18 protein-coding genes and 1 pseudogene are annotated in these 20,523 nt (G+C 68.8%); 9 read left to right on the top strand and 10 right to left on the bottom strand.

From position 1 onward, the window contains the following. Both AWC02_RS01865 and AWC02_RS01860 read left to right on the top strand, forming a co-directional pair. Positions 1-294, top strand: a pseudogene (locus AWC02_RS01865) (glutamine synthetase); the annotation flags it as partial. A 118-nt stretch (positions 295-412) separates the two neighbouring features. Further along, positions 413-1,456 (top strand): MinD/ParA family ATP-binding protein, encoded by a 1,044-nt coding sequence (locus AWC02_RS01860; RefSeq protein WP_207567974.1) that lies wholly within the window; start codon positions 413-415, stop codon positions 1,454-1,456. Here the strand turns inward: AWC02_RS01860 and AWC02_RS01855 are convergent. Continuing rightward, entirely contained in the window at positions 1,444-1,899 is a 456-nt protein-coding gene (locus AWC02_RS01855) for a MaoC family dehydratase (RefSeq protein WP_085126690.1), read from the bottom strand. The genes AWC02_RS01860 and AWC02_RS01855 overlap by 13 nt on opposite strands. A 16-nt stretch (positions 1,900-1,915) precedes the next feature. After that, positions 1,916-3,130 (bottom strand): CoA transferase, encoded by a 1,215-nt coding sequence (locus AWC02_RS01850; RefSeq protein WP_085126688.1) that lies wholly within the window; start codon positions 3,128-3,130, stop codon positions 1,916-1,918. Positions 3,131-3,331: 201 nt separating this feature from the next. Between AWC02_RS01850 and ag85C the strand changes: the two genes are divergently transcribed. Next, positions 3,332-4,324 carry a diacylglycerol acyltransferase/mycolyltransferase Ag85C gene (gene ag85C, locus AWC02_RS01845; RefSeq protein ID WP_085126686.1) on the top strand — a complete coding sequence of 331 codons (993 nt, stop codon included), beginning with the start codon at positions 3,332-3,334 and terminating at the stop codon, positions 4,322-4,324. Between the two features lie 189 nt (positions 4,325-4,513). On the opposite strand, the gene AWC02_RS01840 is transcribed toward ag85C, so the two are convergent. Next, the gene (locus AWC02_RS01840; protein ID WP_085126684.1) at positions 4,514-5,191 is read right to left on the bottom strand and encodes a YoaK family protein; all 678 of its coding nucleotides are present in this window, start codon (positions 5,189-5,191) and stop codon (positions 4,514-4,516) included. A gap of 14 nt (positions 5,192-5,205) precedes the next feature. Next, positions 5,206-6,252 carry a S1C family serine protease gene (locus tag AWC02_RS01835; protein WP_085126682.1) on the bottom strand — a complete coding sequence of 349 codons (1,047 nt, stop codon included), beginning with the start codon at positions 6,250-6,252 and terminating at the stop codon, positions 5,206-5,208. A 222-nt stretch (positions 6,253-6,474) separates the two neighbouring features. On the opposite strand from AWC02_RS01835, the gene AWC02_RS01830 reads away from it, so the two are divergent. The 3 genes from AWC02_RS01830 to AWC02_RS01820 are packed head-to-tail and all read left to right on the top strand — an operon-like array spanning position 6,475 to position 9,892. After that, positions 6,475-8,583, top strand: a complete 2,109-nt coding sequence (locus AWC02_RS01830; RefSeq protein WP_085126680.1) for an elongation factor G-like protein EF-G2 — start codon at positions 6,475-6,477, stop codon at positions 8,581-8,583. 22 nt (positions 8,584-8,605) lie between these two features. Beyond that, on the top strand, positions 8,606-9,088 hold the full coding sequence (locus AWC02_RS01825) for a hypothetical protein (protein WP_085126698.1): 483 nt from the start codon (positions 8,606-8,608) through the stop codon (positions 9,086-9,088). A 39-nt stretch (positions 9,089-9,127) separates the two neighbouring features. Beyond that, a complete protein-coding gene (locus tag AWC02_RS01820; RefSeq protein ID WP_085126696.1) occupies positions 9,128-9,892 on the top strand; it encodes a L,D-transpeptidase in 765 nt (254 codons plus the stop codon). Between the two features lie 74 nt (positions 9,893-9,966). Here AWC02_RS01820 and AWC02_RS21790 read toward each other — a convergent pair whose 3' ends face one another. The 4 genes from AWC02_RS21790 to AWC02_RS01805 all read right to left on the bottom strand — a co-directional run bounded on the left by AWC02_RS21790 (position 9,967) and on the right by AWC02_RS01805 (position 17,152). After that, positions 9,967-10,143: a hypothetical protein gene (locus AWC02_RS21790; RefSeq protein WP_165757823.1), complete on the bottom strand. Its 177-nt coding sequence runs from the start codon at positions 10,141-10,143 to the stop codon at positions 9,967-9,969. Positions 10,144-10,473: 330 nt separating this feature from the next. Next, on the bottom strand, positions 10,474-13,989 hold the full coding sequence (gene car / locus AWC02_RS01815) for a carboxylic acid reductase (protein WP_085126678.1): 3,516 nt from the start codon (positions 13,987-13,989) through the stop codon (positions 10,474-10,476). Between the two features lie 144 nt (positions 13,990-14,133). Further along, on the bottom strand, positions 14,134-16,206 hold the full coding sequence (locus AWC02_RS01810; protein WP_085126676.1) for an SGNH/GDSL hydrolase family protein: 2,073 nt from the start codon (positions 16,204-16,206) through the stop codon (positions 14,134-14,136). A gap of 145 nt (positions 16,207-16,351) precedes the next feature. Further along, on the bottom strand, positions 16,352-17,152 hold the full coding sequence (locus tag AWC02_RS01805; RefSeq protein WP_085126674.1) for a rhomboid family intramembrane serine protease: 801 nt from the start codon (positions 17,150-17,152) through the stop codon (positions 16,352-16,354). Positions 17,153-17,193: 41 nt separating this feature from the next. Between AWC02_RS01805 and AWC02_RS01800 the strand changes: the two genes are divergently transcribed. Together AWC02_RS01800 and AWC02_RS01795 are read left to right on the top strand one after the other, a co-directional pair. Beyond that, entirely contained in the window at positions 17,194-17,835 is a 642-nt protein-coding gene (locus tag AWC02_RS01800; RefSeq protein WP_085126673.1) for a class I SAM-dependent methyltransferase, read from the top strand. 54 nt (positions 17,836-17,889) lie between these two features. Further along, on the top strand, positions 17,890-18,324 hold the full coding sequence (locus AWC02_RS01795) for a hypothetical protein (RefSeq protein WP_085126671.1): 435 nt from the start codon (positions 17,890-17,892) through the stop codon (positions 18,322-18,324). Between the two features lie 13 nt (positions 18,325-18,337). Here the strand turns inward: AWC02_RS01795 and AWC02_RS01790 are convergent, their stop codons facing one another. Continuing rightward, positions 18,338-18,952 carry a TetR/AcrR family transcriptional regulator gene (locus tag AWC02_RS01790; RefSeq protein WP_234808760.1) on the bottom strand — a complete coding sequence of 205 codons (615 nt, stop codon included), beginning with the start codon at positions 18,950-18,952 and terminating at the stop codon, positions 18,338-18,340. A 249-nt stretch (positions 18,953-19,201) separates the two neighbouring features. Between AWC02_RS01790 and AWC02_RS01785 the strand changes: the two genes are divergently transcribed. Next, positions 19,202-19,873: a maleylpyruvate isomerase family mycothiol-dependent enzyme gene (locus AWC02_RS01785; RefSeq protein ID WP_085126669.1), complete on the top strand. Its 672-nt coding sequence runs from the start codon at positions 19,202-19,204 to the stop codon at positions 19,871-19,873. Positions 19,874-19,875: 2 nt separating this feature from the next. Here the strand turns inward: AWC02_RS01785 and AWC02_RS01780 are convergent, their stop codons facing one another. Beyond that, on the bottom strand, positions 19,876-20,499 hold the full coding sequence (locus AWC02_RS01780) for a hypothetical protein (protein WP_085126667.1): 624 nt from the start codon (positions 20,497-20,499) through the stop codon (positions 19,876-19,878). Between the last annotated feature and the right edge of the window lie 24 nt (positions 20,500-20,523).

Genomic DNA, 20,523 nt, shown 5'->3' with positions numbered 1-20,523 from the left:
GCGATGCTGATGGCCGGCATCGACGGCATCAAGAACAAGATCGAACCGGCGGCCCCGGTCGACAAGGACCTCTACGAGCTGCCTGCCGACGAAGCGGCCTCGATCTCGCAGGCTCCGACATCGCTTTCCGAGGTGATCGACAATCTGGAAGCCGACCACGAATACCTCACCGAGGGCGGCGTGTTCACCCCGGACGTGATCGAGAACTGGATCAACTTCAAGCGCGAGAACGAGATCGCGCCGGTGAACCTGCGCCCGCATCCCTACGAGTTCGCGCTGTACTACGACTGCTGATCGAGGCGGCCGTCGGCTGCTTCGGACTGGGCTCGCCTGAGGCGGGGACCTGCGCGACTAAGCTGCAGTGTTGTCGGGCCACCCGGCCGTGCCGCTTGTCGTATGCCTCGAGGAGCCCATGAACGCAGCCGACGACTTCCTGCGAAAGCGGGTGCCGCCGCCACAGCAGCAGCCGCGGCCCTTCGGGCCGGTTCAGCAGCAGCCGCTGCGGCCGCCGCCGTTTCCCCAGCCGGGGCCGGTGCTGCGGCCGCAGCCCACCCGCGGCTGGCGGCGTGTGGTGTTGTCGGCGACGCTGGGCCTGATCAACCTGGGTCCGTCGCCGGACGAGCGTGAAGAAGCGGCCTACCAGATGGCCGTCCGGTCGATGCCCAACGGCGTCTACAAGGTCGGCGTGCTGGGCAAGGGCGGCGTGGGCAAGACCACCGTGGCCGCCAGCGTCGGGTCGATATTCGCGGCACTGCGCCGGGCGGATCACGTGCTGGCCGTCGACGCCGACACCGCATTCGGTCGGCTCGGCAGCCGAATCGATCCCCGCGCCACCAGTTCCTACTGGGACCTGGCAGCCGATCAGGGCTTGCAGTCCTTTGCCGACATCAGCAGCCGGGTGGGCGCGAATGCGGCGGGGCTTTACGTCCTGGTGGGTGAGCCGGCCGCGGGTCGGCGCCGGATCTTGGACGCGGCGTTGTACCGCGAGGCGGCGCTGCGCCTGGACCGGCACTTCACCATCTCGATCGTCGACTGCGGCTCGACCATGGATTCACCGGTGACCCAGGAGGCGCTGCGTGATCTCGACGCACTGATCGTGGTGTCCTCGCCGTGGGCTGATGGCGCCGGCGCGGCCGCCAAGACCATGGAATGGCTGGCCGACCGCGGCCAGGGCGGGTTGCTGCAGCGCACTGTGGTGGTGCTCAACGACTCCGACGGCCACGCCGACAAGCGCACCCGAGCGGCCCTGGTCGCGCAGTTCCTCCAGCACGGGCAGGCGGTGGTGGAGGTACCGTTCGACCCGCACCTGCGGCCCGGCGGCGTGATCGACGTGATGACCGAGATGGCGCCGGCTACCCGCCGCCGATTCCTGCAGATCGCGGCGATCCTGGCCCACTACTTCGCGTCCCGCCCGCGAGGCCGGGACGCGAAGCCGGGCCGCCCTCAGAACATGTAGCGCACGACGCTCTCTGCGACGCAGGCCGGCTTGGCCCCGCCTTCGATGGACACCGTCGTCGAGTACGTCACCTGGTGCGCTCCACCGCCGACATCGGCCACCTCGACCACCGAGGTCTGCGCCTGGATCCTGGAGCCCACCGGGACCGGGGCCGGGAAGCGCACCTTGTTCAGCCCGTAGTTGATCGCCAGCTTGACGCCGTCGACGCGGCTGATCTGGTGCATCAGCTGCGGCAGCATGGCCAGCGTCATGTAGCCGTGGGCGATGGTGGTTCCGAAGGGCCCGGTCGCCGCCCGCTCGGGGTCGACGTGAATCCACTGATGGTCACCGGTCGCGTCGGCGAACAGGTTGACGGCCTCCTGGGTGATGGTCACCCAATCGCTGTGGCCGATCACCTCGCCCTGGCAAGCGGCAAGCTCGTCGATCGATCCGAATGTACGCATCTACCCTGCTTCCTCGTTATTCCGTAGCCACCGCGCCACTTTGGCGCAGTTCGTCGATCTCTTCGCCGCTCATTCCCAGCCGGCCGGCCAGCATCGCGGCGGTGTGGGCACCCAGCGTGGGTGCCGCGACGGCGGGCGGGTGGGCCCCGTCGATGGACGCCGGCAGCCCGGCGGCCAGGTACTGCCCCACCGATGGCTGATCCAGCGCGGCAAACATCGGGTTGTCGCGCAGGCGCTCGTCGGCCGCCACCTCGGCAAAGCTGCGGTAGCGGTCCCACAGCAGCGACGTCTGCACCAGCGCGGCTTGCACCTGCGCCGCGGGCCGCTCGGCGAACCAGCCGCTGAACAGCCCGGTCAGCAAGTCGCGGTGGGTATAACGCTGACCTTCGTCACCGAAATCGATGCCTCGCGCCTGCGCCAGGGCGGCAATGACTTCAGTCGATCCGGTCAACGCGGCCAGATCGCGGAAGTGCCGGTCGGTCAGCGTCACCACCATGAACGACACGCCATCGGCGCTGGTGAAACTCTGGCCGTACTGGCCGTAGACGGCGTTGCCGATGCGCTCGCGGCGCGCGCCGTTCACCATGGCCTCGGTGAGGAAGCCCAGGGCGCTGGCGGTGCCCAGCGCGACATCCTCGAGCGCCAGCCGGATGCGGCTGCCCGCGCCGGTGTGGTCGCGGCGATGCACCGCGGCCGACACCGCCAGCGCGGCGTGCAGACCGCAGGCGATATCCCAGGCCGGCAGCACGTGGTTGATCGGCGCGGCGTAGTCGCTGGGCCCGGTGACCAACGGAAAGCCGACACCCGCGTTGATCGTGTAGTCGACCGCTGTCGAACCGTCAGCGCGTCCGAGCACTTCGAGATGGATCAGATCGGGGCGCTCCGCCGCCAGCGTTTCGTAGGAAAGCCATTGGCGGCCAGCCATATTCGTCAGCAGCACACCGCCGTCGGCGATCAGGCGCTGCACCACGCGCTGGCCCGCCGGGGCGCGCAGATCGGCAACCACCGAGCGCTTTCCCTTGTTCAGGCCCGTCCAATAGATCGAGTTGCCGTCGTCGGTGACCGGCCAGCGCCGGTAGTCGGCCGCACCGCCGATCGGATCGATGCGCACCACGTCGCAGCCCAGTTGAGCCAGCGTCATTCCGGCGAGCGGCACGGCGACGAAGCTGCCGATCTCGATCACCCGCACCCCGGCCAATGGGCCCGCGGCGTTCCCAGCACTGGCCTGCATGACCTGCCTCTCCGTCGGTGATTACGTCGACTATATGCCCACCCAAATATCCCCCCCGGCCGGTGCGAGTCCGCTCCGAATCTCAATCGTTGCCGAACCGCGATATGAAATCCCGTGGCGGCGAACGGGACACGGCGCCGGCTCGTGTTTGACTCCGTGCACAAGGGCTAGACAGCACGACATTGGGATGGGAATACAGCTATGAACAGCGTTGAGAAGTTGCGTCACGCGGCGAGCCGGCTACCGCGCCGGCTGATGGTCGCGGCGGTGGGGGCCGCGCTACTGAGCGGCCTCGTCGGCGTTGTCGGTGGTTCGGGCAACGCGTCGGCGTTCTCCCGCCCCGGCCTGCCGGTGGAATACCTGCAGGTGCCCTCGCCGTCGATGGGCCGCGACATCAAGGTGCAGTTCCAGCCGGGCGGTGCCCACGCGGTGTACCTGCTCGACGGGCTGCGCGCCCAGGATGACTTCAACGGCTGGGACATCAACACCCCGGCGTTCGAGGAGTACTACCAGTCCGGTTTGTCGGTGATCATGCCGGTCGGCGGGCAGTCCAGCTTCTACTCGGACTGGTACCAGCCGTCGCAGGGCAACGGGCAGAACTACACCTACAAGTGGGAGACCTTCCTGACCCGGGAGCTGCCCACCTGGCTGCAGGCCAACAAGAGCGTGTCGCCCTACGGCAACGCCGTGGTGGGACTGTCCATGGCGGGCGGTTCAGCGCTGGTCCTGGCGTCCTACTACCCGCAGCAGTTCCCCTATGCAGCAGCGCTTTCGGGATTCCTGAACCCCTCGGAGGGTTGGTGGCCGACGCTGATCGGGCTGGCGATGAACGATGCCGGCGGTTTCAACGCCAACAGCATGTGGGGCCCGTCGTCCGACCCCGCCTGGCGGCGTAACGACGCCATGGTGCAGATCCCGCGGCTGGTGGCCAACCGCACCCGGATCTGGGTCTACTGCGGCAACGGCACACCGAGCGACCTCGGCGGCAACAACCTGCCCGCCAAGTTCCTGGAGAGCCTGACACTGCGCACCAACCAGCAGTTCCAGCAGAACTACGCGGCGGCCGGCGGCAACAACGGCGTGTTCAACTTCCCGGCCAACGGCACGCACGACTGGCCGTACTGGAACGAGCAGCTGGTCGCGATGAAGCCGGACATCCAGCGCACCCTCGGGGTCGGCATCGACCCCACCTGAGTCGATCCCTCGTCGGCAGCAGTGCGAACCAGCACTGCTGCCGACGTGTATGTGGGGTCAGTACCGACCAACGGCAGCAGTGTCCACGACATCGGGGAAGCCATGCGGCGCGTGCACCAGACCGGCTACCGCCGGGGTGTCAGCAGTCCGGGTTCCGTTGCGTGCGGCCGGAACAGCTGTGGCGAGCGGTCAGCGCCACAGTCCGCGACGGTCGACGTAGCGGTGGCTGTACCAGGTTGCCATCAGACAGACGCAGGTGGCGGTGGCCAACATCCAGGTACCACCGACGAAGATGCTGATGACGCCACCGACTGCCGCCCCGGACATATAGCCGAACAGCAACATGAAATGGCCCAGCCAGTCGTGCACCGTGCCGCCACTGATGTGGCGCTCGATGCCCTGACCGAACTTCACCACCGTTCCCGTCACGTAGCTCAACGGGATCGACACTTCGCCGTCGCGGACGAACGTGGTGTTCAGCGCGCCCACCCCGAACGCGACCAGCAGGATCGGCAGCAGCGGCACCGGCAGCGCCGGTCCGCCCTCGATCCAGTCGGTCACGGTCGCGGCCAGCAGCGACACCCCGGTCAGTCGCAGCGCACCGTGCGGCCGGCTGCGCCAGACATGGCGATGGCACAGGGAGGCGATCACCACCCCGGAGATGAAGGACACCAGCAGGGCCGCAGCCGAGATCGACATCCACTGGCTGTCGGTGAACACCCCGAGCACCGCCCGCCCGGCGTTGCCGGTCATGAAGGTGACGAAGTAGCCCTCGGAATGGGTGTAGGCCGTGGCGGCCAGTACCCCGGCCAGGCCAGCCAGCACCCAGGACAGCCGTGCTTCGCTGTTGTAACGCTTAGAGATCACGCGGGCCTATAGCGTCAGCCGACCGGGCCCGGAACCAGCGTGACGGTGGCAGTGTGCTCGCCGCCGCCCGGGTCCCGCCACGTCAACGTGACGGTGTCACCGGGGTGACGCTGGTCCAGTACATCGGTCAGGTCGGTGGGTGAGTTGACAGGCCGGCCGTCGACCGAGGTGATGATGTCGTCGCGCGCGATGCCGGTGGCCGACGCCGGAGTGCCGTCGAGCACCTGGGCCACCCGCGCGCCGCCGTTGCCGTCGATCACCCCGACACCCATGAACGCCGTCGCCCCGATGTGCACGGTGGCCGACGGGATACCTGCCCGGATCTGGTTGGCGATGGCCATCGCCTGGTCGATCGGAATCGCGTAGCCCTCGCCGCCCGGCTGGGCGAACTTGTAGTTGTCCGAGGCCGCGGTGTTCATCCCGATCACCTGCCCGGCGGCGTTCACCATCGGACCGCCGGAGTCGCCGGGCCGGATCGCCGTGTCCGCCTTGATCATGTTGGTCAGGGTCTCGGTGCTACCGGTGAGCTCGTCGACCGCCGAGACGGTCTGGTTCAGGCCGATCACCCGGCCGGGCACCGCACTGGGGGTGCCGCCGTGACCGCCGGCGTTGCCCATCGCGACCACCGGGTCACCGATGGCGACCCGCGAGGAGTTGCCGATGTTGGCCGCGGGCAGACCGTCGGCACCGCGCAGCTGCAGCACCGCCACGTCGTGGCTGCGGTCGAAGCCGAGCACGTCGACGTCATAGGCCTGGCCGTTGGCCACCGAGACCGCCGTGAGGTTGGTGGCACCGGCGACGACGTGGTTGTTGGTCAGGACCACGCCGCTCGGGTCCAAGACGATGCCCGTCCCGGCGCCGACGGCGCTCTGGTAGCCCATCTGAGCGTCGATGTTCACCACTGCGGGACCGACCTGCGCAACCATCGCCGACGGGTCGAGCGGAAAAGCGGGCAAACTGGGTACGGCCCCAACCGGCGCGGCGACCAGTCCCGCGGTAGCGATTGCGGCCGATATCACGCTGAGCAGCCGCCACCGGCCCGGGCGATGCGCTCTGCTCATACGTCATACCTCCTGCGGTTGGGCCGTGGTCGAGGCAGCTCGGACCCGGGCACGTCTTCGGGATGTCGCACACGCTGTACTGGCCAAAACAAGAATGCCAAGCTTACCGGAACCGCCAATCCGGCTGGCAAACGCTACTCATCAGCTCGGCAAACGCAGCCGGGTCGCAGCCCTTGTGCTCAGCGCCCGTTGAGGGAAGGCTGAACTGCGGAGGAGGCTGCCATGGCAGACAAGACCGGGACGTCACGGGGTACGAGCGCCGCCCCGACTGCGACCACTCCGGCCGCCATTCGCAATGTCGTCCTGGTCGGTCCGCCCGGTTCGGGCAAAACCACGTTGGTGGAGGCAATGCTGGTGTCCGCCGGGATATTGCCGCGGGCCGGTTGCATCGCCGACGGCACCACGGTCTGCGACTACGACGAGTCCGAACTTCGGCAGCAGCGATCGGTCGGGGTCGCCTGCGCCTCACTGGCCCACGACGGCGTCAAGGTGAACCTGATCGACACCCCGGGTTATGCCGATTTCCTCGGCGACCTGCGCGCCGGGTTGCGGGCCGCCGACGGCGCGCTGTTCGTGATCGCAGCCAACGACCACCTCGATGACACGGCCGCCGCACTGTGGCGCGAGTGCGGCCGGGCCGCCATGCCGCGCGCTGTGGTGGTGACCAAGCTGGACCACCCGCGGGCCGACTTCCCCGGGCAGCTCGATGCCGCCCGCGCCGCGTTCGGTCACGAGTTGCTGCCCCTGTATGTGCCCGGGCCGGCGGGCGGCTCCGGATTGATCGGGCTGCTGGCCGCCGACTCCTGTCCGGTACCCGGCGCCGAGGACCAGCGCCGCGCGCTGATCGAGGCGATCATCGAGGCATCCGAGGACGAGTCACTGTTGGACCGTTATCTGGCCGGCGAGCCGATCGACCCCGCGGTACTGGCCGCCGACCTGCACCGGGCGGTGGCGCGTGGTTCGTTTTTCCCGGTCATCCCGGTGTGCAGCAACACCGGCGCCGGAATAGGCGAACTGCTCGACGTCGTCACAACCGGCTTTCCCGCGCCGGCGGAGCATCTGCTCCCGGAGGTGTACAGCCCCAGCGGCGTGGCACGCTCCGGGCTCAGCTGCGATCCGGACGGGCCGCTGGTGGCCGAAGTCGTGCGGACCACCACGGATCCCTACCTCGGGCGGATCAGCCTGGTCCGGGTGTTCTCCGGAACCATCCACCAGGACAGCGGGATTCACGTCAGCGGTCATTGCGCCGATTTCTTCGGCGACGCCGCCGGCCGTGCCGATCACGACGAAGACGATCGAATCGGGACGCTGGCGTTTCCGTTCGGCAGGCAACAGCGCCCCGCCACCGTCGCGATCGCCGGGGACATCTGCACCGTCGGCCGCCTCAGCCATGCCGAGACCGGCGACACCCTGTCCGGCAAGGACGAACCTCTGGTGTGCAAACCCTGGCCGATGCCGCATCCGCTGCTTCCCGTCGCCGTCGAGCCGCACACCAAGTCCGACGAGGAGAAGCTGGCCGTTGGATTGGCCCGGGTGGCCGCCGAGGATACGAGCCTGCGCATCGAGCGGAATCCGGAGACCCATCAGACCGTGCTGTGGTGCATGGGCGAAGCGCACTCGGGCATCGTCCTGGACGCGCTGGCCCACCGCTACGCGGTATCGGTGGACACGGTTGCGCTGCGGGTGGCGCTGCGGGAGACGTTCTGCGCCAAGGCCAAAGGCCACGGACGTCACGTCAAGCAGTCCGGCGGTCACGGCCAGTACGCGATCTGCGATATCGAGGTCGAGCCGTTGGTGCCGGGCAGCGGTTTCGAATTCGTCGACCGCGTGGTCGGCGGTGCCGTACCCCGGCAGTTCATCCCGAGCGTGGCCAAGGGTGTCCGCGCGCAGATGGAGCGTGGCCTGACCACCGACACCGGCGGCTATCCGGTGGTCGACATCCGGGTCACCCTGGTCGACGGTAAGGCGCACAGTGTCGACTCCTCCGATGTCGCGTTCCAACTGGCCGGTGCCGCCGCCCTGCGCGATGCCGCCGCGCCCGGCGCGGTGCGTCTGCTCGAGCCGCTCGACGCTGTCAGCGTGCTGATTCCCGACGACCTGGTGGGCGCGGTGCTGGGCGATCTGTCCGCCCGCCGCGCCCGGGTGCTCGGCACCGATACGGTCGGCACCGGCCGCAGCTGCGTGAAGGCCGAAGTGCCCCAGATCGAGCTCATCCGGTACGCGGTGGACTTACGCTCGTTGACGCATGGCGCCGGTTCGTTCACCCGCGAGTTCGCCCGCTACGAACCACTGCCGGAATCGGCGGCGGCCCACGCCGCCCGCACCGCCTGACCGCCGGACCGAGAGGATGCCGATGTCGACGATCGCCGGGTTGCCCGCGCACATGCTGTTGCTGCACGTGGTGGTGGCGCTGGTGCCGATCACCGCCGTACTGCTGATCGTGTGCGCACTGTGGCCGGCGGCCAGGCGGCGGCTGGTCTGGCTGCTGGTGGTCTTTTCGACCATCACGCTGCTGGTGACTCCGCTGACGGTGACGGCCGGCGAATGGCTGGCCGGAACCGGAAGGTTCGCCGGCTCGCCCGAGCTGGACGCGCACATGGCCGCCGGAGGTTATGGCCTCTATATGGCCGTGGGTCTGGCGATCGCCACCGCGCTGCTCGCCGGCCTGCACGTAGCACTGTCCCGCGGCAGCAAAGTCGGTCCACTGCTACGGGCCGGGGTCGTGGCCGTGGTGATCGCGCTGGCCAGCGGGTCGATGCTTGCGATCCACAACATCGGCTCGACGGGCACCGAGGCGGCCTGGGGAAACCTCCTCACCGCCTCGGAAACCGACTGACCCTGCACTGACCGCGCCGCAGTTGGCACAATGGACGCCATGCGCAATGTGTGGCGGGGAATCGTGGCGATCGCCGGGTCGGTGGGCCTGGTGTTCGGATCCGTGGGGACGACGGCCGGCGTCAGCCAGGCCGCTCTGACGTCGCCGGCGAGCGGGCCTGCCGTCGCCGCGATCGAACCGGCCGCCGGCTCGGTCGTCGGGGTGGCTTACCCGGTGATCGTGACCTTCGCCGGACCGGTAGGCGACCGGGCGGCCGCCGAACGGGGCATCCGGATCGACGCCCCGGGCAAGCCGGTCGGCCATTTCGAGTGGACGGACAGCGATGTCGTGCAGTGGGTCCCCGACAGCTACTGGGCGCCGCACAGCAAGATCAGCGTCGATGCCCACGGGATGTCGACCGGCTTCGAGACCGGCGACGCGGTGGTCGGGCTCGCCGACATCTCCGACCACACCTTCACCGTCAGCATCAACGGCGACGTCCAGCGGATCATGGCCGCATCGATGGGTAAGCCGAAGCGTCCCACCCCGACCGGCTCGTTCACCGCGCTGTCGAAAGAGCGCACCATCAAGTTCGATTCACGCACCATCGGCATTCCACTCAATGACCCCGAGGGCTATCTGATCAACGGCGAGTACGCCGTTCGGGTCACATGGAGCGGCGTATACGTGCACTCCGCTCCCTGGTCGGTGGGTTCGCAGGGTTACTCCAACGTCAGCCACGGCTGCATCAACCTCAGCCCCGACGACGCCGCGTGGTACTTCAACACGGTGCGGCTCGGCGACCCGATCATCGTCCAGGCCTAGCCGACCGCAAACGCGACGCAACGTGGGCAAACGCCCCGTTGCGTCGCGTTTGCGATCGGCTCGCGCGTCGGGCCTCAGCAGGCGCCGAGCACCGCGGTCGGCATGTGTGCGACGTAGCGCTCAGCGCGCTGGTCGCGACCCATCTCGCGGCGAGCGGCCAGGTGCCGACGCAGCCGGTTCGGCCGACGGCCAGCCGCCGAAGGCGTGGTCGAGCCGTCGAGAGCAAGAACACCGGTGATAAAGGGACCCATGATTATCTCCTGCCGGGAAAGTCACCGGCCGGCCCAATCGCCAGGGTTTGGCGGAACTGAGATTCAGACCGCAGCGCAGGCGCCGGAGCCGGTGAGGAACAGATCGGTCATCGAACACGGATACGGATGTGGACCGTCACTAGAACTCACTTCGCCCTCACCTCCTTCCGGCCAGGACACACGGGCATGTCGGGGCAATTGCCACCATGGTCGCATCGAAACACCGGACCGTCAAACGCAAGTCGCCTGCAGCGACACCGGAAGCGCTACCGGTGACGCCGTGCGGTTACCCGAAACCTCTTCGCGGTAACCGCTATTCGCGCGTTTCTCTCAGAGCAGGCCGAGCAGTTGCAGATCGGTGACGTACTTGACGATCACTGCCGGGGTCACGTGCGGGATGTCGGCATGCTCAGGATCCGGCCCGATTCCGGCTGACTGGACCGCTGCCCGGAACCTGTCCGTCGGAGCGATCGACCCGCAGATCGGCGGCTGCGGCTTCTGATAGTTGTGCAGCAGCGGCAGCAGTGACGCCTGGCGCTGGTGTTCGGGCAGCGCACGCAGCGTGGTCTCGAACCGCTGCAGCCAGTCGCCGTAGTCGGCGATCCGCCGGATCGGGTAGCCGGCCTCGATGAGCCAGTCGACGAACTCATCCATTCCCAGCCCGTCGTCGTAGGGGTTCATCACGTGATAGGTGGTGTAGCCCCCGCCTGCCGCCGCGGCCAGGGTTGTGGACGCCTCGGCGATGAACTCCACCGGCAGACCGTCGTAGTGGGCGCGCTGCCGGTGGCCGTCGTGACTCAGCTCGTAGAAGGATCCGGGCGCCACCCCGGTGGCCACCAGGCTGAACATCATCCGGGTGAACATGTCGGGCAGGTTGAGCTGGCCGGCGTAGCTGGTGTCGGCCAGGATCATGTCGCAGCGGAACACTGCCACCGGCAGGCCGCACAGGTCGTTGGCCTCGCGCAGCAGCACCTCGCCGGCCCACTTGCTGGTGCCGTACCCGTTGGCGTAGGCGTCGTTGATCGCCCGGACCGGACTCATCACGCGCACGTCGGCGTCTTCGGTGAAAGCGCCCATCGGAACCTGGTCGCCGACACCGATCGTGGAGAAGTAGGTGAAGGGCTTGATCTTTCCGGTGAGCGCGAGCCGGATGAGCTCCGCGGTGCCAAGCGCGTTGGGCCCGAACAGCTCGCTGTAGGGCAGCACGTGGTTGACCAAGGCGGCCGGGTCGACGATGACATCGACCGTGTCTGCCAGACGCTGCCAAACCTGTTGCTCCAGACCCAGATTGGCCTCGCCCTTGTCACCGGCGATAACCTCCAGATGCCCGTCGGCCAACTCGGTGTAGCGGGCCAGCAACTGCTCGTCTCCGCTGTCGAAGACACTGTCGAGGCGACGGCGGGCTTCCCGGTCGGACTTCGCCCGCACCAGGCAGATCAGCTTGCCGCCCACCGGCGCCAACCGCTGCAGCCACTGCAGCGCCAGGTAGCGACCGAGGAAGCCGGTGGCACCGGTCAACAGCACGGTGCGCACCTCTTCGGACGGTCCGGGCAGCGTCGCCGCCGCGGCCAGCGTGGCCTCGCTGAGGAATTTGTCCAGGGTCAGGTCGGCTGCGGCCACATGGTCGGCGTCCCGACCGTGCACCGAGGCAAACGTCGGCCGCTTGGCACCGGTTTGCTCGGCACTGCGCTGCACGTCGATGTAGTTGGCTATTGCTGCCAGATCATTTGCCGGACTGACGATTACGCCGACTGGCACGTCGACGTCGAAGATGTCCCGCAGCAGATTTCCGAAGGTCAGAGCGGACAGCGAGTCGCCGCCCAGGTCGGTGAAGTGCACATCGGGCGCCAGATCGCCGGCGGCGGCCCCCAACAACGCCGCGGCGGCCCGCCCGACGGTCTCCAGCACCGGTCGCTGCGCGCCGTTGTGGCGCAGGTCGCTCAGCTCATCGGCCTGCCCCGCGGCCAGTTCCGCATAGCGGCGTTCCAGGCGCGGGCCGTAATGCGCCTTCAGCTTGGGCCAGGCCAGTTTGCGGATCCCGGTCAGCAGTCCGTTCTCGAGCGTGAACGGCTCGGTCTCGATGAGGAAGTCACGGGGCACCTCATAGGACTGCAGGTCGGCGTCTTTGGCCACCTGCTGCAGCGACTCCCCGATCGCCGCCTTCAGGTCGGCCTCGGAGCCGAAGCGGGCCTGGGCCTGCGGGGTGGGGACCACCACGGCCAGCAGATAGGGCTGTGCGCTGTTGCCGTAGACGTAGATCTGGCTGACCAGGGGGCTGTTGCCGAACACGGCCTCCAGCTTCGCCAGGGTGACGAATTCGCCCTGCGCAAGCTTGAGCACGTTGTTGCGGCGGTCGACGTAGACCAACCGGTCGGGCGCGATCTCGGCGACCACGTCGCCGGTCCGGTAATAGCCGTCGGCGTCGAAGACGTCGGCCGTCACGTCGGGCCGCTTGTAGTAGCCGGGGAACAGATTCTCGGTCTTGAGCAGCAGCTCGCCACGCGGGTGCGGGGTGTCGGTGCCGAAATAGCCCAGATCCGGCACGTCAACCAGTTTGTAGTCGATAACCGGCGGGCGCTGCACCGCACCGTCCGTCAGCACCATGCCCGCCTCGGTGGAGCCGTAGCCGTTGCTGACGTGCAGCTCGGTCAGCTCATCGACCCAGGACCGCAGTTCGTCGGAGATCGGTGCGGAGCCGGTCATCGCGAAGATGCACCGCCCGCCGAGCAGCTCTGCCCGCATCTGCGCCAAGACCCCGGCTTCGGCGTCCGCCCGCACCGCGCCGACGCCGTCGACTTCGCTGCGGTAGTGCTGGTAGAGCATCTCCCAGATCCGGGGGACGAAGTTCAGCTCGGTCGGCCGCACCAACGCGAGGTCGTCGAGGAACGTGGACAGATCGCTGCGCGCGCTGAAGTAGGCGGTTCCGCCGTTGCCCAGGGTGCCGTACAAGATGCCGCGCCCCATGATGTGGCTCATCGGCATGAAGTTCAGGGTGATCGAGACAGCGGTTGGGCCGAACCAGTTTTTGGCCGACCGCACCCACATCCGGGTCACATTGCGCTCCGGGTACATCGCGCCCTTGGGGGCTCCGGTGCTGCCGGAGGTGTAGACCAACAGGGCCAGTCGGTCGGGATCGCCGCCGAAGTCGCTGGGCAGCGACAAGGACCGGCCCCGGGTCAGCAGGTCGCCCAGCGGCTCGACCACCACTTCGTACCCCGTCAGGCGCGCCCGCGCCGCGGCCAGCGCGTCACGGTGGTCGTCGAGCTGTTCGTGGTAGTCGAAGACCACCAGCCGGGTGGGGACGGGACCGGTCAGGGCCAGCGCGACCGCGTCGTCCAGCGAGTCGACACTGGCGGCGATGACACGGGGCTCGGTCTCGCCGGCGATGGGCACCAGAGCGCTGAGGGCCGCCGACGTCTGCAGCGGCACCGAGACTGCACCGATCATGGCCAGCGCCACATCGATGACGGTGTAGTCGACGCTGGTGAAGCCCAGCACCGCGACCCGGTCACCGGGGCGCACAGCGCCGGCGGCCAGGGCGGCCGCCGCAGCGCGGACCCGCTGCCCCAGTTCGCCGTAGGTGATGGTGTCGTAACGCGGAAGCAGCGCGGCGGTGGTGCGCCCGGTGGCCGGGTCGGTGACGTACTCGACGGCGCGTTGCCCCAGCGCGGGGCGCTGCGCGTAGCCGTCGAAGACGGTCTGGATCGCCTGGGCCAACCGCGGCTGACGTTCGAGCTCGGCGGCGATCGCCGGGTCGGGTCGGGCGGCTGCGAACTGCGGGTCGGTGGCGACCAACTCGGCAACGCGTCGGGTGAGGCGCTCCTCGGATTCGATGGAAGTGGACATGGTCAAACCTCTAGGGGGATATCGCGTGAAATTGCTTTATGACGTGCGCGGGCACGTTCCGCGCCCCCGCAACAACTACGTTAGCAAAACTAAGTTAATAGGGAATCCCCGCGAGGGTGTGACGTTGCACTCACGCCACGACAGCTAGCTCAGCGACTCCTCCAGCCACGGGAGCAACCACTTGACCCCCTCGGGCGTCAGGTGAATGCCGTCGCTGCGCACCTTGATGCCGTCCACCTTGGCGGTGTAGGTGCCCGCCGGTCCCAGCTTCTTGTTCAGGTCGATCACCGTCACAGCCTCACGGCCGGCGACTTCCCGGCGCAGCAACGCGTTCCAGCGGTCGACACGCTCGGGTTTGTCCTCGGGCCACAGGCCGCCGTCGGGCCGCTCGCCATACCGGCTGTAGGGCACGGTGGTGACAACCACCCGGCTGCCGGCAGATTCCAGCACGTCCAGGGCGCGGCGCAGCTCGGCGGTCAGGTAGGCGTCGAAAGTCGGGTCCCCGATGTGCGACCACCGGCCTTCGTTGACCCGATCCACGGTCTCCCAGCGTCCGACGAACAACAGCACGACGTCGGGCCGGTCGGCCTTGACCTGCCGAGCCCAGCGCGCCGGCCACCCGTCGCACTCGGAGCCCTGATCGATGGTCTTGCCGGCCCAGCGGTAGGGGCCGGCTCGCACGATGCTGCACCCGACGACGGTGTGATCGATGAAGTGGTAGCCGGGAGTTTCGGGCAGATAGTGCATCAAGGTCCAGCCGATCGAATCGCCGAACACCGACACGGTGCGCGGGCGGTTGGGATCGTGCCGCACCGCCTGCGGTGGCGGCAGCCGACGGGCCGGTGGCGACGGTGACACCGCGGCGGCTGCGGCCACGTCCGGCGTCAGGCCGTTCTCGGCCCGGGGCCTGTCGACGACGGGCACCACCAGCAGCGTGACGGCGACGGCGCTGCCGCTGACCGCCGCGCCCAGCGGCAGCAGCGACACCCGCGCCGGCCGCCAGCGGCGGATCGGCTCCTCGATGACCCACCACGACACCGCCGCCAGCAGCAGGGTGGCGGCGCACCGCACGCCGAACAGCGCCCAGCCCGACCAGCCGGTGCGCTCACCGTTGAGGACCAGAAACACCGGCCAGTGCCACAGGTACACGCCGTAGGAGATGGCCCCCAGCCACACCAGCGGAGACCAGGCCAGCGCCCGGGCGACCAGGCCGCTCTGGTGCAGCGCCACCGGGGCGATCACGGCTATCGCGGCGACGGCCACCAGCGTGAGCAGGCCGCCGTGGAATTCCTCGACACTGCCGGTCGCACGGTGCGCCGCCATCGCCAGCACCGCCAGCCCGGCCAGCGGCAGCAGCCGGGCAACCCACAGCGCGCGCCGGGTGCGCACCACCGACCAGCCGGCCGTCAGCGCCGGCCAGTCCGCCACCAGCAGGGCCGCCGCGGCGGCCCCGATCAGCAGCGCCTGCGCCCGGGTGTCGGTGCCGAAGTAGACGCGGTCGCGGGCTTCCCCGAACGCCGGGGAGGCCAGTACCTCGGCCAGCGTCGCCGACGCCGCCGCACCCGCGCTGGCAAGCAGGAAAACGGTCAGCCGCACACCGCCGACCGTGGCCCAGCCGCCCCGGCGCCGGGCGCGGGCGCCCCACGCCACGGCGATCGCGATCAGCAGCAGTGGCCACAGGAAGTAGTACTGCTCCTCGACGCCCAGCGACCAGGTGTGCTGCAGCGGCGATGGGGTACCGGCCTCGGTGAAGTAGTCGGTGTGCTGGGCCACGAATCGCCAGTTCGCCACCCAGAAGAAGGCGGCGATCGCATCCTCCCGCAGGCCCGCAACGGCCTGCTGGGGCAGCAGTTCGTGGGCTATCGCGACGGTCAGCACCATGAGCACCAGCGCCGGCAGCAGCCGGCGGATACGCCGGATCCAGAACCCGGCGAGATCGATCCGGCCGGTCCGCCCCAGTTCGTCGATGAGCAGGGACGTGATCAGGAACCCGCTCAGCACGAAGAACAGGTCCACGCCGATGAATCCGCCTGACAGCCCGGGAATGCCGCCGTGGTCGGCCAGCACCAGCGCCACCGCCAGGGCGCGCAGTCCGTCCAGGGCGTGGATGCCCGGTCGTCGTTGCTCGCGCCGCATCCGGTCCGCGGCGCGCGCGGTCGCCAACCGGGCAGCCTGCGGGGCCGGCGCAACCCAGCGGGATCTGCCCGAGGTGCGCATCGAGGTGGCCCTGCGAGTCCGGCTCCCGGCCGGTCGACTCATGTCAGGGTGGTCGCCGTGGGCGCCGATTGGTCGATCCTCTCGCTGGTGGACCACCGAAATCTTAGGGGCGACCGGGGGCCTGCAGCGGATGACACGCTCGTGATCAGGAGACCAATTCGGCAGTGCGCCACCAGATCAGCGCGACGAACAGCGCCAGCAGCGCAAGACCGGCCGCCGCCTGGATCCGGGGACGGTTCGCCGTCGGGGGGTAGGCATAGGCACACGCGATCACCAGCCCGGTGATCAGACCGCCGACGTGCCCCTGCCAGCTGATCCTGGGCACGGTGAAGGTGAAGACCAGGTTGATGACGATCAGTGCGCCGATCCAGCCGACGTCGACATTCAGCCGCCGTCCGATGATCAGCGCGGCGCCGAACAGCCCGAAGATGGCGCCCGAGGCGCCGGCGGTGGCGGAGGTCAGCGGCGCCAACAGGTAGACCGTCACCGAACCCCCCAGCGCGCTGAGCAGGTACAGCGCGAGGTAGCGCGCACGGCCCAGGCTGCCTTCGAGCGCGGGACCCACCACATAGAGCGCCCACATGTTCAGCAGCAGATGCATGGCGCCGTAGTGCAGGAACGCCGAGGTCAGCAGCCGGTAGGTCTGGCCCTCGGCCACCGCCGGGGGCCAGAGCACGAGTTCGGACTCGAACTGGTGCGACGACAGCTGCCCGACGAAGGCCAGCACGCTCAACGCGATCAGCGCGTAGGTGGCCACCGGCGTGTTGGTGACGGCGCGCACCAGCGAGTTCGTCCGGCGCACCGCGCCGCCCCCCTCAGCGTGCGCGCAGTCCACACAGTGTTGGCCGACAGCGGCGCCGCGCATGCACTCGCCGCAGATGGGGCGCTCGCACCTGGTGCAGCGCAGCGCGGTGGCCCGATCGGGGTGCCGGTAGCAGACGGTCATGGGTTACACCTTGTCAGAGCGCTGGCGGTAGATTTCACACTGTGCCGTCTCCCGCTCCGCGCCGAGCATTCAACGACGCCGTCACCCGCTTCTGGAGCTTTGCCGCTCCGGCCTACGACGCTGGGTTCCTGCAGCGTTGGGTCTACCGTCCCGCGCAGGACGAGCTGATCGCCGCGCTGCGGTCCCACCGACCGGACCGGGTGGCCGACATCGCCTGCGGCACCGGCATCCTGGCCGACCGCATCGAACGCGAACTGTCCCCCGCGGCGGTCTATGGCGTGGACATGTCCGAGGGCATGCTGAGGGAGGCTTCCAGCCGCTCGTCGCGGGTGCAGTGGTTGACCGGTCCGGCAGAACAGTTGCCGTTCGACGACGGGTCACTTGATGCGGTGGTCACCAGCTCGGCGTTCCACTTCTTCAACCAGCCGGCCGCCGTGCGCGAGTTCTACCGGGTACTGGCGCCGGGCGGGATGGCGGCGGTCACCGCGATGAGTCCCCGCCTGCCCGATCCCCTCGAGCGCTTGTCGGGCCTTCGCTGGAACCCGGCGAAACAGCCGACCCCCAGCGAGATGAGCACGCTGTTCACCGACGCCGGCTTCACCGTCACCGACCAGCATCGGGTGGCGCGCCCCGCCTGGACGCTGGTGGTGTCGGACCTGATCACCGTCGGGGTCAAGCGCTAGCCGTACCCGGCAGGCCGGGCCGCCCGCGATTGGGTCGCGGTACCTTCGTTAGGTATGAGAGCGCTCCATCTGGCCGCCGCGGCGGCGATCGCGCTGGCGGCCTGCGGGCCGGCCGCCGGGGTCGCCGGGGCTGATCCGACCCCTGCTCCCCCACCGGCGCCCAAGCAGGTGATCGACGGCGACGGCACCTTCGCCGTCGGCACCGACATTGCGCCGGGCACCTACCGTTCGGACGGACCGCGTGACGGGCAAGCCTGCTATTGGCGCCGGATCAGCGGCGAGAAGACCCTCGACAGCGCCATGACCAAGAAACCGCAGGTCGTGCTGATCGAGCCGAGCGACACCGCGTTTCGAACGGATCGCTGCCAGACCTGGCAGCTGGCCCAGTGCCCGCCGACCTGCGCGCCGCCGCAACAGTCCGCCGGCCTGCCCGACGTGCTCAAAGGATTCGTGCCGCAGGCCCGGCCACCGGCCTCCAGCGGCGGTTAGCGTCCGCCGCGCCTCAGACGCGTTCGGCTTCGGCCAGCTGCAGGGTCGCGCTGTCGACCAGCGTCGCGATCACGTCGTCCGTGCTGAAGTCATTGAGCCACAGGCTCGGCGCGTCGCTGCGGTGCAGCATCGCCACACCGTGCAGCGCGACGGACAACGCGGCGGCGATCCGGTCGCAATCGCTGTCGGAAGCATCGGATCCCTGCCCCCGGCAGGCCAGCAATCCTCTGGTCACCACGGCCAGCGCCCGCCGGGCAGCCGGGGGGATCTGCCCCTTCTGAGTCATCAGGGTGTAGCGCAGCGGGTGGCGCTTGGCAAAGGCCACATAGATCCGGCAACCGATGAGCAGGCATTCCCGGGGGCTGGTGGCGTGCTGCACGTATTCGGCGATCTCGTCGGAGACCTGAATCCAGCTCGACTCGGCGACGGCCTCGAGCACCCGCTCCAGGTCGGCGAAGTGCGCATACACCGATGGAGCGGCGATGCCGGCCTCCCGGGCGATCCGGCGCAGTGAGACCTCGGCTTCACTCTCGGCGCCATCGATGACCCGCACGGCCGCGGCCAGGATCTCGTCGCGCAGCAGCGCGCCGTGACCTCGCAAATTGCGCCGGCGTGGGGGAGGGGGCACGGGGTGATCCTAACGGCCTGTTAGTTGTCCCCACTTGGGTTCTGAATAACATCTTCTGTTGTCTGTGTTAGCTGACACCTATCCTAACGCCAGTTTCTTTACAGTCGTAAGCCCATATATCGCGACAAAAGGGCGGCACACCGGCCCAAATCTTATTTCTCTGCCACCGATCCCTTAATTTTCTTAAATTAACGGGTAGGGTGAAAAGCGTCGGCCGCCCGCCGTCCCAACTCGCCAGGAGGTTCTGTGATGCTTGACGCCATCTACCGCGCCGCCCGCGCCCGGATCAGCAAACTGGCCGAGGGGCTCAGCGAGAGCCAGCTGAGGCTGCCGGTTCCGGCGACGCCCGGATGGTCGGTGCATGAGGTGTTGGCTCACCTGACCGGTGGCGCCGCGGACGCCCGTGCCCAGCGACTCGACGGGGCGCCGGGTCCTTCCTGGACCGCGCGGCACGTCGCCGAGCGCCGCGACCGCCCAGTCGGCGAGCTGCTCAAGGAGTGGGAGCTCGCCTCCCCGGCGGTGGAAGCAACCCTGCCCGAACGGTTCGCCGGGCCCAACCTGGCAGCCGATGCGATCTGTCATGAGGCCGACCTGCACGAGGCGCTCGGCCTGGGCCGCGTCGATCGTGAGCATTGGCAGCCCTTCCTGGACGCCATGGGCCACCTGCCCGGCCGGCGGCTTCCGGAAGCCGAAAGCCTGGTGATCACCGACGAGCTGGGCCGGGAATGGCGGTCCGGATCCGGCGACGCCGTCACCGTATTGCGCGTCGACGGCTATGAGCTGCTGCGTGGACTGTTGAGCAGGCGCTCCCGCCGTCAGATCGCCGGGTGGGACTGGTCCCCTGCGCCGTCTCCCCAACTGGTGGACGGCTTCGGGGTTTTCGGTCACCGCGACGACGACCAGCCGATCCCGGGCCGCTGACGTCAGAGGCCGCAGGACGCCAGCCGCGGCACAGAGAACGCCACCGATCCGACCCCGCCCGCAGCGGCACGGTTGTCGGCGAGCCGCATTGTCGTCGCATATGTGCACGTTTGGATCTCGGTCGCCGCGTTCAGGTAGACCACGTTGTAGGTGTAGTCGAAGGTGCGGACCAGCTGCTTGGGGTCCCAGGGTGCGTCCAGCACGAAACGGAGCGACGAGTCCGACCGTATCCAGATGGCGCGTGAACCGCTCTCGCCCACCGACGGCGCCACAGAGAACGCCGAACCTTCGGGCGAGGTACCGGCGATGCGCAGACTGTCGATGCGGTAGCCGGTGGCGTCCGCCGGTACCGGCGGACCCGGCGTGATCCTGGTGGTGAACTGGATTGCGTAGTCAGTGCCTCCGCCGACGGCGGGGCTGGTGGAGAAGCTGGTCCAGCTGAACTCCTGTGGCAGCGCCACAACGCAATTGTCGATCACCTGGTCGGGATCATCGCACCCGCCGGAGCGAGCAGGCGCCGCCAACGCACGGGGGCTGGCCAGCACAGCTGCGGCGACCGGTACCGCCCAGACGGCATCGCGCAGGAAGACACGGCGCGAGAACTCGATATTCGCACCGCCGGTCACCGGCCTACAGTAGCGGCCCGCGGT

The sequence above is a fragment of the Mycolicibacter engbaekii genome, assembly GCF_002101585.1.
Taxonomy (GTDB): domain Bacteria; phylum Actinomycetota; class Actinomycetes; order Mycobacteriales; family Mycobacteriaceae; genus Mycobacterium; species Mycobacterium engbaekii.
This window is presented reverse-complemented; position numbering and strand designations above follow the sequence as displayed.